Origin of the sequence: Caulobacter sp. UC70_42 (assembly GCF_044056025.1) — a bacterium.
GTDB lineage: Bacteria > Pseudomonadota > Alphaproteobacteria > Caulobacterales > Caulobacteraceae > Caulobacter.
On the sequence record NZ_CP171994.1, the window covers coordinates 4,960,579 to 4,973,515 of the forward strand.

Annotated in this window: 11 protein-coding genes and 1 pseudogene; 6 read left to right on the forward strand and 6 right to left on the reverse strand. The window is 66.9% G+C overall.

From position 1 onward, the window contains the following. Positions 1–34: 34 nt before the first annotated feature. The 5 genes from ACHMW8_RS24930 to ACHMW8_RS24950 form a co-directional block, all read right to left on the reverse strand. Positions 35–535, reverse strand: coding sequence for a hypothetical protein (locus ACHMW8_RS24930; RefSeq protein ID WP_395444109.1), 501 nt, complete (start codon positions 533–535; stop codon positions 35–37). Beyond that, positions 525–2,924 carry a TonB-dependent receptor plug domain-containing protein gene (locus ACHMW8_RS24935; protein WP_395444110.1) on the reverse strand — a complete coding sequence of 800 codons (2,400 nt, stop codon included), beginning with the start codon at positions 2,922–2,924 and terminating at the stop codon, positions 525–527. Before ACHMW8_RS24935 ends, ACHMW8_RS24930 begins: the two co-directional genes overlap by 11 nt. Before the next feature lie 388 nt (positions 2,925–3,312). Continuing rightward, complete coding sequence (locus tag ACHMW8_RS24940; RefSeq protein WP_125159247.1) at positions 3,313–3,768, reverse strand: chemotaxis protein CheW; 456 nt, start codon at positions 3,766–3,768, stop codon at positions 3,313–3,315. Beyond that, on the reverse strand, positions 3,768–5,552 hold the full coding sequence (locus ACHMW8_RS24945) for a methyl-accepting chemotaxis protein (protein ID WP_125159248.1): 1,785 nt from the start codon (positions 5,550–5,552) through the stop codon (positions 3,768–3,770). The genes ACHMW8_RS24940 and ACHMW8_RS24945 overlap by 1 nt, the downstream gene beginning before the upstream one ends. 409 nt (positions 5,553–5,961) lie before the next feature. Continuing rightward, the gene (locus ACHMW8_RS24950) at positions 5,962–6,393 is read right to left on the reverse strand and encodes an Lrp/AsnC family transcriptional regulator (protein WP_125159249.1); all 432 of its coding nucleotides are present in this window, start codon (positions 6,391–6,393) and stop codon (positions 5,962–5,964) included. Between the two features lie 120 nt (positions 6,394–6,513). On the opposite strand from ACHMW8_RS24950, the gene ACHMW8_RS24955 reads away from it, so the two are divergent. The 6 genes and pseudogenes from ACHMW8_RS24955 (at position 6,514) to ACHMW8_RS24980 (ending at position 11,597) form a co-directional block, all read left to right on the forward strand. Next, positions 6,514–7,614, forward strand: a complete 1,101-nt coding sequence (locus tag ACHMW8_RS24955; RefSeq protein ID WP_395444111.1) for a saccharopine dehydrogenase family protein — start codon at positions 6,514–6,516, stop codon at positions 7,612–7,614. A 1-nt stretch (position 7,615) separates the two neighbouring features. Then, positions 7,616–8,098 (forward strand): annotated as a pseudogene (locus ACHMW8_RS24960) (FAD-binding oxidoreductase); the annotation flags it as partial. A 508-nt stretch (positions 8,099–8,606) separates the two neighbouring features. Next, entirely contained in the window at positions 8,607–9,047 is a 441-nt protein-coding gene (locus ACHMW8_RS24965) for an FAD-linked oxidase C-terminal domain-containing protein (RefSeq protein ID WP_395446050.1), read from the forward strand. Beyond that, positions 9,044–10,567, forward strand: coding sequence for an aldehyde dehydrogenase family protein (locus ACHMW8_RS24970; RefSeq protein ID WP_395446051.1), 1,524 nt, complete (start codon positions 9,044–9,046; stop codon positions 10,565–10,567). Before ACHMW8_RS24965 ends, ACHMW8_RS24970 begins: the two co-directional genes overlap by 4 nt. 12 nt (positions 10,568–10,579) lie before the next feature. Next, positions 10,580–10,903 carry a hypothetical protein gene (locus ACHMW8_RS24975; RefSeq protein WP_395444112.1) on the forward strand — a complete coding sequence of 108 codons (324 nt, stop codon included), beginning with the start codon at positions 10,580–10,582 and terminating at the stop codon, positions 10,901–10,903. A gap of 4 nt (positions 10,904–10,907) precedes the next feature. Further along, on the forward strand, positions 10,908–11,597 hold the full coding sequence (locus ACHMW8_RS24980) for a 2-oxoadipate dioxygenase/decarboxylase family protein (RefSeq protein WP_395446052.1): 690 nt from the start codon (positions 10,908–10,910) through the stop codon (positions 11,595–11,597). Between the two features lie 92 nt (positions 11,598–11,689). Here ACHMW8_RS24980 and alr read toward each other — a convergent pair whose 3' ends face one another. Next, positions 11,690–12,922, reverse strand: a complete 1,233-nt coding sequence (gene alr / locus ACHMW8_RS24985; protein WP_395444113.1) for an alanine racemase — start codon at positions 12,920–12,922, stop codon at positions 11,690–11,692. Positions 12,923–12,937: the final 15 nt, after the last annotated feature.

Genomic DNA, 12,937 nt, shown 5'->3' on the forward strand with positions numbered 1-12,937 from the left:
TGCGCGGGTTCTCTTTTTGCCTTGATGGCGCCGCCTAGAACCGGAAGCGCATCCCGGCGCGGTAGGAGCGGCCCAGCAGATCGTAGGGCGCGCTGGTGCCAAAGGAGGTGCCGCTGCTGGGGATCGGCTCCGGATCGCGGTCGAACAGGTTTTCCACCGCCGCGAACAGCGTGATCTTCCGGCCGGCGACCGTGATGTCGTAGTTCTCGGCAAGCTCGAAGTACCAGACCGCGTCCACGTGGTTATAGGCCTCCGGAATGCCGGTGCGGCTGGTTTCGGGCTGGTTGGTGATCCTGCCCTTGCCAAGATAGCGGGTGGTCAGGGTCGTGCGGCTCGGACCGGCGACATAGGTCGTCGTCAGGAGGCCGCGCCACTTGAGGCTCCCGACGGTGCCCAGGGTCGGGGGCGCGACGTCGCCCGGCAGGACGGTCTCGTCCTTCAGCCGCTGCGAGACCAACAGGCGGAAGCCGATCGCGCCGGGCAGCGTCTTGCTGAACCGGTCGAGCGTGGTGCGGTAGCCCACTTCATAGTCCACGCCCTCGACAGCGACGGTCTGGGCGTTGATGCCGCTGGTGTAGATGGTGGCGTTGACCAGGTTGGTCGCGCCCGGCGCCTTGACGATCGAGTTCGCAGGCCGCCGGGTTCTGCGGCCGGTTGAAGCCGTAGCACATGTCGATGATCTGCTGGGCGCCGACGGCCGTGATGGCGTCGGCGATATCGATCTTGTACCAGTCCACCGACAGGCTGAGGCCAGGCGCCCAATGGGGCTGGTAGACGCCGCCGCCGGTCCAGGTGTCGGCGATTTCCGGCTTCAGGTTCGGATTGCCGCCGCTCAAGGTGATGTTGGGGACCTGAGGGCTCCCGGCCTGAGTCCGGTCCAGATAGGCGTTCACGAACTGGCTGCTGGGAGCGAACAGATCGTTCAGGTTGGGCGCGCGGATGTCGCGCGAGCGGGTGCCGCGCAGGCGCAGATCGCTATTGATGTCCCAGGTCAGACCCGCCTTCCAGGTGGTGACCTTTCCGCTGGTCGAGTAGTCGGTCCGACGGATCGCGCCGTTGAACTCAAGGCTCTTGGCCACGACGGCGTCCTTGAGCAGCGGGACGAGGATTTCGCCGAAGGCTTCCTTGACGTTGTAGCCGTTGGCGCCGCCCTTGTAGTTGCCGACGTTCCAGAGCGACTGCAGGGAGTAAGAGTCGGCCGTAGAGGAGAAGGTCTCCTTGCGGTACTCGAAGCCCGTGGCGATCGAGACCGGACCGGCCCAGGTCGAGAAGGGACTGTACTGGCCGTCGATCGACCAGACGTCCTGGTTGAAGTCGAGATCCTGGCGGGTGCGCAGGCCCTCGGCGGCGCCCGTGACCCAGGCGATCGACGCGGCGCCCAGGGATCCCTCGCCGAACAGGTTCATCGGAACGCAGCCGTTGGTGGGATTGGTCAGAGTTGAGCGGCAGATCGGAGCCCCCGCCGCGACGCCGGACACGCCGCCCGTCGCGGGATTGGCGATGACGTCGATCGCCTGGTTGAACCGTCCAAGGATGATGTTGTTGTCGCGGGTGTACCAGACCTTGCTGTGACCGTGCTGATAGTAGGCCCGCCAGCGGCCGCTCTCGAGGAAGCGGCCCTCCAGCGCCGCCAGAACCCGATCCTGCCGACGATTGTAGCCGGCCTCGCCGATGTGGGAGCCCGGCGTGTTGATCATGTCGTAGAACAGCCGGTTCATCTGGAACGAGGTGACGCCCGCCTGATCCATGGCCTGTTGCGTCACCACCGGCAGGAACGGGTTGCTTCTGTTGATCGTGATCGCGGTGGAGCCCTGGCGGTTGTAGACCGCCGACCAGTTGACGGTGTCGTTGCCGGCGTAGCTGGCCTCGAAGATGGCGGTGATCTTGTCGGTCAGCTCGTAGCTGCCGCGACCGTAGATGCTCCAGTGCTCGTCGTCGGGCAGCAGGGCCCCGCGGATCGGCATGGACTCAACCGTGCCCCCGGCCTGCACCTGGCCCTGCTGGATGGGGCCGAAAGCGAAGGAACCGACGGTCCCGCCGGGACCGAAGGCCATGCCCATCAGCGGCCCTGACGCGATCACGCCGCCCGGCGTGCTGTTGTAGCCCGCGTCGGTGCGGACGATCTGTCCAGGCTGGCCGTTCGTCGCCGTCCAGTTGGGATTGTTCATCAATCGAAGCCCCGGCTGGAACCAGTCGCGGGGGTCGTCGTAGAAATCGATCCGATCGCCTTTATAGTAGTTTCCGCTCAGCAGCAGATGGCCGCGGCCGCCTGCGAACTTGCGGCCATAGGCCAGGTCGCCCGAGGCGATCCGGCCGTCGCTGCGATCGGTCTGGCTGAAATTGACGCCGCCCTTGAGGCCGGTGAAGCCGGTGTCGAGGATGAAGTTGACGACGCCGGCGACGGCGTCGGAGCCGTAGGCCGCCGAGGCTCCCCCCGTCACAACATCAACGCGCTGCACCAGGTTCTGTGGCAGCAGGTTGACGTCCACGGCCGGCGACATGCCCGAGCCCACCACGCGGCGGCCGTCCAGCAGCACCAGCGTCCGCGTGACGCCCAAGTCTCGGGCGCTCAATTGGTTCGCGCCGCCGGTGGCGTTGGCGAACAGCGTCGTCGTGCGTGGCGTATTGCCCGTGCCCATCGAGGGCAGTTGGGTGATGTAGTCGGCGATGTTGGTCGGGTTGCGCTCCTGGATGTCGGCCGCCGACAGAACGGTTGTCGGCGTTGGAGCCTCGTTGCCGTTGCGCACGATGCGCGAGCCGGTGACGACCACCTCTTCGACCTGACTTTCTTCCGGCGACGGGCTCGCGGCCTGCCCGGCCGCGGCGGCCGGGTTGGCGGCGAGACTTAAGGCCGATCCCGCCGCGAGGGCCACGCCGGCGAAAAGGCGCCACCGGAAACTCTTCAGCACACCCACTTGAGACATGAACCCGCCGCTCCCGTATAAGATCTACAATCTCCACGCTGGTACGCCACAAATTCGCCATCAATGGCTCGGGAAGCGAGTCGCCCATTGACGGTGTTCACCGCCTACAGAGTGAACATTTCGGACGGATAATGCCGATCGCGTGCGCGCGGCGCGCCTGGCCAAGGCCAGGACTGGACCTTGAGGAACTCGCGGAAATCAGACGCGGACCGGCGGAGGTGGCCGGCGCCTTGCCTGCGCCGCTCCCAGGTCGAGATCGAGCGATCGCCGAGACCGCCGAGACCAAGCTTACGCGATCGGTAGCCCTGGCGTCGCCCACCAGCGGCAGGACACGCCATCCAGCGAACCCAGCTTCGACACCCGGGAAAGCTCCGATCGCATCGGCCGGCTAAGCCGCCGCGGCCGCCTCGCCAGGGATCAGAGCCGTGACCACAAGGCGGCTCAACATGCGGCCCTCCAGCGGGATGATCGCGTCGACAAAGGCCTCGGCGTTCAACGCCATCACCGGCGGCGCCTGCAGCACATCGGCGTCGACCATGAACGTTTCCTGCACCGCGTCCACCAGCAGCCCCACCAGTCGGCTCGCCGACTGGACGACGACGATGACGTTGCGAGACGACGGCTCGGTGCGCCCGAGACCCAAACGGCTCCGCAAGTCAAAGACGGGCATGACCGCCCCGCGCAGATTGATGACGCCGAGAATATAGTCTGGGGTGTTGGGCATAGGCGTCGCGGGCGTCCAGCCTCGGATCTCCCGCACGACGGAGATGTCGATACAGAACGCCTGACCGCTGATCTCGAAGGAGATCAGCTCCAGCCGGCCGTTGGCCAACACGTCCTGCATCAAAACTCCTCCCAGCTGTCGACCTTCAAGGCCGTGGCGCCGATCGCGCCGGGCCGGCTTTGAGCGAAAGCCTTGGGCCTCTGCTGGGCGGCGTGGACGGGCGCCGCCCGCTCCGGCGACGCTATCGCGGCATGGGCGCCGCCATACTGGAACTTGCCGATCAGGTCCCCAAGCACCAGCGTCTCTTCGCGCAGGGAGTGGGCCGCCGCGGTGGCCTCTTCGACCATGGCCGCGTTCTGCTGGGTGACCTGATCCATCTGATTGACCGCGGCGTTGACCTCGTTGAGGCCGACGGCCTGCTCTTGGGACGAGGTGGCGATCTCCGAGATCAAGGCGTCGATCTGGGCGACCTTTTCGACGATCTGCGACAGGGCCTGGCCGGTGTCGCCGACCAGTTTCACGCCGCGCCCCACCTGCGAGGTGCTGCTCGCGATCAAGGTCTTGATCTGCTTGGCCGCATCGGCGCTGCGTTGGGCCAGCGCCCGCACCTCCTGGGCGACGACCGCGAACCCTCGACCGGCCTCCCCGGCGCGCGCCGCCTCGACCCCGGCATTGAGCGCCAGAAGATTGGTCTGGAAGGCGATCTCGTCGATCACCCCGATGATCTGCGTGATCTGGCTCGAGCTCTGTTCGATCTCGCCCATGGCCTGGACGGCCTCGCGCATGACCGCGCCGGACTTCTCGGCGTCGCCGCGCGTGCTCGACGCGGCCGTAGAAGCCTGCTTGGCGTTCTCCGCTGCGCGCTTGACCGTGGCGGTGATCTCGTCGAGCGCGGCTGCTGTTTCCTCAAGGCTGGCGGCCTGCTGCTCGGTGCGCCTGGAAAGGTCGTCGGACGAGCTGCGAATTTCCTCGGTGCCGGCCTTGATGGTCTCGGCGGTGCGGCCGACCTGCTGCATGGTCCCCTGAAGGGTCTGCAGCGCCCGATTGAAGTCCAGGCGCAGTTGATCCAGCTCGGGAATGAACGTCTTGTCGATCCTCTGCTGCAGGTCGCCGTGCGCCAGCGCCGTCAGGGCCTCGCCGATCTCGTTCACCGCCTCGACGCGCTTGGTGACGTCGGTGGCGAACTTGACGATCTTCACCACATTGCCCTTGTCGTCGAGGATCGGGTTGTAAGACCCTTGAATGGTGACGCTTGCGCCGCCCTTGCCGACCCGCTTGAACTCCGCGGCGTTGTACTCGCCGCGCTTCAAGCTGTTCCAGAAGTTCACGTAGTCGGGGCTGTCGCGATAGGCCGGCTCCACGAACATGCTGTGCTTGCGCCCGATAACCTCGGCGGCGGTATAGCCCATGGTCTTGAGGAAGTTTTCGTTCGCGTCGATGATCGTGCCATCGAGTTCGAACGCGATCATCGCCTGAGAGCGGCTGATCGCGGCGATCTGGGCGGTGTAGTCGACGTTCAGCAAACGCTCCTTGGCGTCAGCCCATTCGACCACGTACCCCGAGATCTTGTCGCCCGCGCGCAACGGGGTGACCAGAAGATCGAACGCCAGCTTGCCGACACGAATGGTCGCCGCGTGCGGCTTGGTCAGCTTGGCCAGCATCCCCCGCTGATGCGAGGGGTTCTTGTGGAATATATCGATGTTGGCGCCGACCAGCTTGGCGACGCTGAAGTTTGGCAGCTCCTTACGGATATCGGCCTCGTTTTCGGACAAAAGCCCGGTCAGCGCCGTGTTCAGATAGGTGATGTTGAGCTTGGCGTCCGCGACCATGACATTGGCGCGCAGAGCTTCCAGGATCTGAGCCCCTTCGAGAGCCTTTCCCGTCCGGGCGAGCGATTTCAGCATTGTTCGAGGCCTTCTTAAGATCCCGGAGCGTAGAGGCGACGCTCCTGCAATTAAGGCCAAGCTCACGCGCCCGCGTTAATTATAGATTGCGGCGTTCTCCCAGGAGCTCGAAACGGACAATATGACGCAGCATCAAGGCAAACACTGTTGGCGCACTTCGCAGCGCGGCGGCGCTGAAGTAATCACAAGTGGAGCGATTCATGGGTCGAGCGCGCCAGTTGTAAACATCGCCCACCCAAACCTCAGCGCCGGCCGAACCCCTGCGCGAAAAGTCGCTCGGATCCTGGATCTTTAGGCCCAAGCAGATTGTGACGGCCTCAAACAGCTACGCCGACCACGCGGAGGCCCGCGTCCGCATCGTTCGGGTCTGCGCGGCGCTTATCCAGAGCGGTATCAGCCCTTCCGGACTCTATCGGTCGAACTTGGTCGACAGCACTATCGACGAGGTCGTGCGCTCGACGCCCGGCAGATGGCCGATGCTGTCGATGATCTCATCCATTCGCGCCACCGACGTCGTGGCCGCCACCGCGATCATGTCGAAGTCGCCGCTCACGGAATGCAGAACCCGCACTTCGCGAATGGCTCTCAGCGCCGCTTCCACGGCTCGGCTTTCCTTGGGCGCGATCTTGATCATCACATGCGCGCGCACGGCGCCATGCTCGTGGTCCGGCGACAGGCGGACGGCGTACCCCATGATGATCCCGTCTCTTTCGAGACGCTCGATGCGGCTCTGAACCGTCGTGCGCGATCGGCCGACCCGCCGGGCCAGGTCGGCGGTCGAGGCGCGGCCATTTTCCCGCAGGGCGGCGAGCAATTTCTGGTCAACGGCGTCGATCGTCATTCTGCCGAAATTCCCCTTCGTTTCGACGGGACTTTCCCTGCATTTCGACGATAGCGCCACTATAAATCGTTTATGCGACCGGCATCATGGATCCGCGCTCTTCATCGGAGAATGGAAGACATGAAAGAGGTTGTGGTCGTCGGCGGCGGCAAGATCGGGTCCATGATCGCCGAGATGCTGGCGGGGTGCGGCGACTACGCCGTGACCGTGGCGGACGCCTCGGCCCAGGCGCTGGAGCGGCTGGAGACCAGCGCCCCGGTGAAAAAGGTCGCTGTCGATATCACCGACGAGGTCGCCCTGAATGCGCTGCTGGCCGGCAAGTTCGCGGTCTTGAGCGCCGCGCCCTTCCATCTGACCGTCGCCATCGCCCGAGCCGCGAAGGCGGCCGGCGCCCGCTATCTGGATCTCACCGAAGACGTCGCCAGCACCCGTGCGGTCAAGGCCCTGGCCAAGGACGCGAAGAGCGCGTTCATTCCTCAGTGCGGCCTGGCGCCAGGCTTCATCACCATCGCGGCCTTCGATTTGGCGCGACGGTTCGACGAACTTTACGACGTGCGGATGGGTGTCGGCGCCCTGCCGCAATTTCCGTCCAACGCGCTGAACTACAACCTGACCTGGTCGACCGACGGCCTGATCAACGAGTATTGCGAGCCGTGCGAAGCGATCGTCGGCGGCGTGCGTCGCGAGACCCAGCCGCTGGAGGATCGCGAGGAGTTCGCCTTGGACGGCGTCCTCTACGAAGCCTTCAACACCTCCGGGGGTCTTGGCACGCTGTGCGAGACGCTTGAAGGCAAGGTGCGAAACCTGTCGTACCGCACGATCCGCTATCCGGGCCACGCGGCCTTCATGAAGGCGCTGCTGAACGATCTGCGCCTGCGCGATCGGCGCGAGGTGCTCAAGGACATCCTGGAAAACGCCTTGCCCGCCACGCTGCAGGACGTGGTGATCGTGTTCGTCAGCGTGAGCGGTCTGCGCGGCGGTCGCCTGATGCAGGAGACCTACGCCCAGAAGATCTACGGCGCCCCGATCGGCGGCCGGCCCCGGAGCGCGATCCAGATCACGACCGCGGCCGGCATCTGCGCCGTGCTGGACCTTCTGGCCGAAGGCAAGCTGCCGTCGACCGGCTTCGTGCGGCAAGAGGATGTCGCCCTGGCCGATTTCCTGGCCAACCGGTTCGGCCGGCGCTACGCCCCGCCGCAGGTCGAACATATCGCGGCCTGACATGTCAGATCTCGCCACCCATCTGGCCGCCTTGGAGGCTCTGGTCGGCCCCACCGGCGTGGTGAGCGATCCGGCCGATCGCGCCCGCTACGAGACGCCCGCGCGCTACGCCGCCGGCGTGGCGGCGGCGGTGTTGCGTCCCGCCAGCACCAGCGAGGTCTCGGCCGTGGTCGGCTACTGTGCGCGGCATGGCCTGCCTTTCGTGCCGCAGGGGGCGAACACGGGCCTGGCCGAGGGTTCGACCCCGGACTCCAGCGGCGCGCATCTGGTCTTGTCCCTGGACCGCCTGAACACGCCGCTGGAGATCGACGTCGCCGATCGGACCGCCGAGGTCGGCGCTGGCGTGCGCCTCTCGGCCCTGAACGCCGCGCTCGAGCCTCATGGCCTGTTCCTGCCGATCGACCTCGGCGCCGATCCTACCGTGGGCGGCATGGCGGCCACCAACGCGGGCGGCGCGCGCTTCCTGCGCTATGGCGACATGCGCCGCCACGTCCTTGGGCTGGAGGTCGTGCTTCCCGATCCCGCCGGCACGGTGCTGACGCTTTCATACGGCCTCCGCAAGGACAACGCCGCGATCGCGCTCCGGCAACTGTTCGTCGGCGGTTGCGGCGCGTTTGGCGTGATCACCAAGGCCACGATCGAGGTCCACCATCGCCCGCGGCAGACGGCCGCCGCCCTGCTCATCCCGCGCGACATGGAGGCCGTTCTCTCTCTGCTCTCAGCCTTCGAGGCTGAGGCCGGCCCCCTGCTGACCGCATTCGAGGGCATGTCCAAGGCCGCGATGGAACGCGCCATCGCTCATGTTCCTTCCCTGTCCAACCCCTTCTCCGGCGGAACGCCGGACTACGCCGTCCTGGTCGAACTGACCCGCTCTTGGGCGCCGCGCGGGGGCGAGGAACCCCTCGAACGAAACCCTTCAGCTGATCGCCGGCCGCCTGCTGGAACAGGACGACGGTCCGTTGACGGACGCCCTGTTCGGCTCGGCGGCGAAAATGTGGGCCTTGCGCCACTCTCTATCCGAAGGACTGCGCGCCAGCGGTTCGGTCGTTGGCTTCGATCTCAGCTTCCGGCGGCGGGACCTCGCCCGTTTCCGGGCCGAGGCCACGACGATGCTCGACGCGAACTTCCCCGACTACGCCCTTTGCGACTTCGGCCACGTTGCGGATGGGGGGATCCATTTCAACCTCGTCGGTCCGACCACGCCCGAACGCCGAGCGGCCTTGCGCGAGGCGGTTCTGACGCTCGCCATCGACGGCTTCGGCGCCAGCTTCAGCGGCGAACACGGCCTGGGACGCGCCTTTCAGGACGCCTACGACCGCTTCACGCCCCGCGCCATCCAGGACTATTCCGCCGCCGTGGCCGCCGTCTTCGGACAAGGGTCGGCCAGCGTCCGGCTCGCCCCCACCACGTCTTCGCCTTCAGGATCCCTATGAGCAAACTGCCCTCCGCCATCGCCGACGCGCGCGCCTTGCTGGAACGCCTGGGCGTCAGCCCCGCCATCCTCGACGCCGGCGCGCTGAAGGCCCGCTCGCCGGTCACCGGCGAGACCCTCGCCAACCTCCGTGAACATACCGTCGACGAGGCCGCCGTCACGATCGACGCCGCCCACGAGGCCTTTCTGGCCTGGCGCAAGGTTCCCGCGCCACGCCGGGGCGAACTGGTCCGCCTGTTGGGAGAGGAACTGCGCGCCGCCAAGGCCGACCTCGCCGCGCTGGTCACCCTGGAGGCCGGCAAGGTCACCTCGGAAGGCCTCGGCGAGGTGCAGGAGATGATCGACATCTGCGACTACGCCACCGGCCTGTCGCGCCAGCTGTTCGGTCTGACCCTGGCGACCGAGCGCCCGTCGCACCGAATGATGGAGACCTGGCACCCCCTGGGCGTGGTGGGCGTGATCAGCGCCTTCAACTTCCCCGTCGCCGTCTGGTCCTGGAACGCGGCCCTGGCCTTGGTCTGCGGCGACACCGTGGTCTGGAAGCCATCCGAGAAGACGCCGCTGACCGCCCTGGCCGTGCAGGCCCTGTTCGAGAAGGCCCGCGCCAAGTTTGGGCCGGACGCGCCCGAGGGCCTCTCCACACTGCTGATCGGCGGACGGGCGCTGGGAGAGGTCCTCGTCGATCATCCCAAGGTTCCGTTGGTCTCGGCCACCGGCTCGACCGCGATGGGCCGTCAGGTCGGGCCGCGCCTCGCCGCCCGCTTCGCCCGCGCCCTGCTCGAACTGGGCGGCAACAACGCGGCGATCATCGCGCCTTCCGCCGACCTGGATCTGGCGGCTCGGGGCGTGGCGTTCGCCGCCATGGGCACGGCCGGCCAGCGCTGCACCACGCTCCGCCGGCTGTTCGTGCACGAGAGCGTCTACGACACATTCGTCGCCCGGCTGAAAGCCGCCTACTCGACCGTCCCCGTCGGCGATCCGCGCGCGCCCGGCGTGCTGGTCGGGCCGCTGATCGACGAGGCGGCCTTCGACGCCATGCAGGCGGCGCTGGATCAGGCCCGCGCGGCCGGCGGTCGTGTGAGCGGCGGGGCGCGCGTCGGCGCGGCCGGGCCCGACGCCTTCTACGCGGCCCCCGCCCTGGTCGAGATCGATCGCCAGGCCGAGATCGTCAAGCACGAGACCTTCGCCCCGATCCTCTATGTCATGCGCTACGCGGAGCTGAGCGACGCCATCGCCGCCCAGAACGACGTGGCCCAGGGCCTGTCCTCGTCGATCTTCACGCTGAACATTCGCGAGGCCGAGCTGTTCGTATCCGCCGAGGGCAGCGATTGCGGTATCGCCAACGTCAATATCGGCCCCTCGGGCGCCGAGATCGGCGGGGCGTTCGGCGGCGAGAAGGAGACCGGCGGCGGCCGCGAGGCCGGTTCCGACAGCTGGAAAGCCTACATGCGCCGCGCCACCAACACCATCAACTACGGGACCACCCTGCCGCTGGCGCAGGGCGTGACCTTCGACGTCTGAGGACCTGAAACCATGTCTCACCTCTCCACGCTCGTCGCCTCGGCCGTGGGCCAGAAGGCCGCGGCCACGATCCTGGATATCCTGGAGATCGACCCCGCCCTCAGCGCCGAAACCGAGGGTCCGGTCTCGCGCGCCGTCTTCGCCATGGCTCTGACTGCGGTCCTGTTTCACGACGTCATGAACCGGGTTCCCATGGGCGCCGCCTATGTCGCCGACCGCCGCGCCGAGGGTCACAAGATCCTGTTCGACCACGGCGCCTTGCGGACGATCGATTTCGGCGCCGGCCCCGACCGGCGCCCTGCCAGGCGGCCACAAGGCCTTCGCCCGGATTCTTGAGCCGCTGGGCTACGCGGTCGCCGATGTCTATCCGCTTGACGGCCTGAAGATGACCGGCCGCGCCTATGCCCACGCGGACAAGCCCGACATGATCCCGCAGTTCTTCGTCAGCGAGCTTCACGTCGAGCGCTTCTCCCCGGCCTTCCAGGTCATCGCCCACGCGGTGTTCGATTCCTCCGCCGACACCCTGGGCTCCGCCGCCAAGGCCGCGCTGCAAGCCTTTTCCACGGCGGGCGGATGCGATCTGGACCAAGCCCGCGCCGCCTTGCCTGAACTCGTCGCCGCCTTCGCGCGCACGCACGGTCCGGTCCGGCTCGAACACTACGAGGCGCTGAAGGCGGAGTCGGCGGAAGCCGCGTGGATCGCCACCGAAGGCCAGGCCTTCAACCACGCCACGGACCGCGTTCCCGATGTCGACGCCATCGCCGACGCCCAGAAGGCGTTGGGACGGCCGATCAAGGACGCCGTGGAAGTGTCGGCCTCCGGGCGCGTGCGTCAGACCGCCTTCAAGGCGCAGCCCGTTTCGCGCGACTTCGTCACCGACGCGGGGCTAGAGACCCGCGCCGTGCCGGGCTCGTTCCACGAGTTCATCACCCGCGACACCTTCGTCGACGACACGGGCGCCACACGCCTGGACCTGCGGTTCGACAGCGCCAATGCGCAAGGCATCTTCAAGATGACCAGGGTCGCATGAGCACGGCCTTGCCCGCCGATCACGATCGCGGGTGAAATAGCCTGCGTTCGTTCGGCTGTTTCCGGCGGCTCGGAAGACCGGCTCCCATGGGCCTAGGCTCCGAGTACGCGCGGGAGCGTGGCGCCCAGCACGGCGAGCATCTCGGGACCATAGGCGGAGCTATTGGCTTCGAACTCGGCCTGCGTGATCCTCTCGCCGCCCTGCGCGCCGAACAGCACGACCTCGTCGCCAGGACGCACCAGGTCCCGCCCGTCCGTCACGTCGACCATCATGGTGTTCATCGTCACGCGCCCCACCACGGGAAAGCGGCGACCGCGGATCAGCACCTGTGTTCGATTGCGCTCCTCGGCGGGAAACTCCGGACGATTGGCATGACTGAAACCGCGCCGATAGCCGTCTGAATAGCCGAGCGGAATGTTGGCGAGCCAGCTCTCCCTTTCGAGCCGATAGGTGCGGTCGTAGTTGACGGTCTGGCCGACGGGGTAGTGATTGATCGCCGCGATACGCGACTTGATCGCCATGGTCGGCCGATAGGTATCGACCGCCACCGAGCCCGGATCGCCGTAAAGCAGCCCCCCGACCCGCACCATGTCGAGCCATGTCTCCCGGTGCTTGAGCGTGGCGAAGCTGTTGGCGGTGTGACGCAGGACGCCGTCAGTGCTCAGTCCCCGCGATCGCAGCCAGGCAAGGTCCTCCAGGTAAAGATGGAGTTGGCCGAGAATGTCGGCTTCTTCCTCGCTCGGATAGTAAGTCATCGCGCCCTTGATCGCGAGTCTGTCGAACCCCAGCACAGCGCGGGCGTCGGCCTTCCCGTACTCGCTCGAAAGCTCGATCCCGTTGCGCGACATGCCGCCGCTGTTGAGCGCGAGATGCACCGGCCACCGTCGCCGACCGGACTTTTTCGCCAAGGCCTGCAGATGCGCGGCCGCGTCGGGGTTGCCGATCAGCTCCTCGACGGCGAAAGGAGCACCATCCTCCATCTCCGCCGCCGTCGCGGCGCGGACGCGGACCAGACGGCCGCGATAGCCGAGCCGCCGCGCGACCCTGGCCTCGTCGTTCGAGGCTATGGCCAGCTCGCCGATCTGTTTCTTCAAGATGGACGGCATCAGCAGGGCGACGCCGTTGCCATAGGCGTCGGCCTTCATCACCGCGCATAGCCGCACCGAGCCGATGACCGCCCTCACGGCGTCGATATTGGCCTCGAACGCCGCGGCGTCGATCTCGATCCAGCCGTTACGTCGCCTGGCCTGCTCCAGCGTGAGACCGAAATTGTCGGCGGAGAGGACCGGCGCGGCGAAGCCTGGGGTCGCGGAGGCCGCGGCCAAGACTCGCTCCCGCCG

Coding starts and splice junctions, on each gene's coding strand:
- ACHMW8_RS24935 (WP_395444110.1), bottom strand. CDS start 2,924: ATGTCTCAAGTGGGTGTGCTGAAGAGTTTCCGGTGGCGCCTTTTCGCC.
- ACHMW8_RS24940 (WP_125159247.1), bottom strand. CDS start 3,768: ATGCAGGACGTGTTGGCCAACGGCCGGCTGGAGCTGATCTCCTTCGAG.
- ACHMW8_RS24945 (WP_125159248.1), bottom strand. CDS start 5,552: ATGCTGAAATCGCTCGCCCGGACGGGAAAGGCTCTCGAAGGGGCTCAG.
- ACHMW8_RS24950 (WP_125159249.1), bottom strand. CDS start 6,393: ATGACGATCGACGCCGTTGACCAGAAATTGCTCGCCGCCCTGCGGGAA.
- ACHMW8_RS24955 (WP_395444111.1), top strand. CDS start 6,514: ATGAAAGAGGTTGTGGTCGTCGGCGGCGGCAAGATCGGGTCCATGATC.
- ACHMW8_RS24965 (WP_395446050.1), top strand. CDS start 8,607: ATGTGGGCCTTGCGCCACTCTCTATCCGAAGGACTGCGCGCCAGCGGT.
- ACHMW8_RS24970 (WP_395446051.1), top strand. CDS start 9,044: ATGAGCAAACTGCCCTCCGCCATCGCCGACGCGCGCGCCTTGCTGGAA.
- ACHMW8_RS24975 (WP_395444112.1), top strand. CDS start 10,580: ATGTCTCACCTCTCCACGCTCGTCGCCTCGGCCGTGGGCCAGAAGGCC.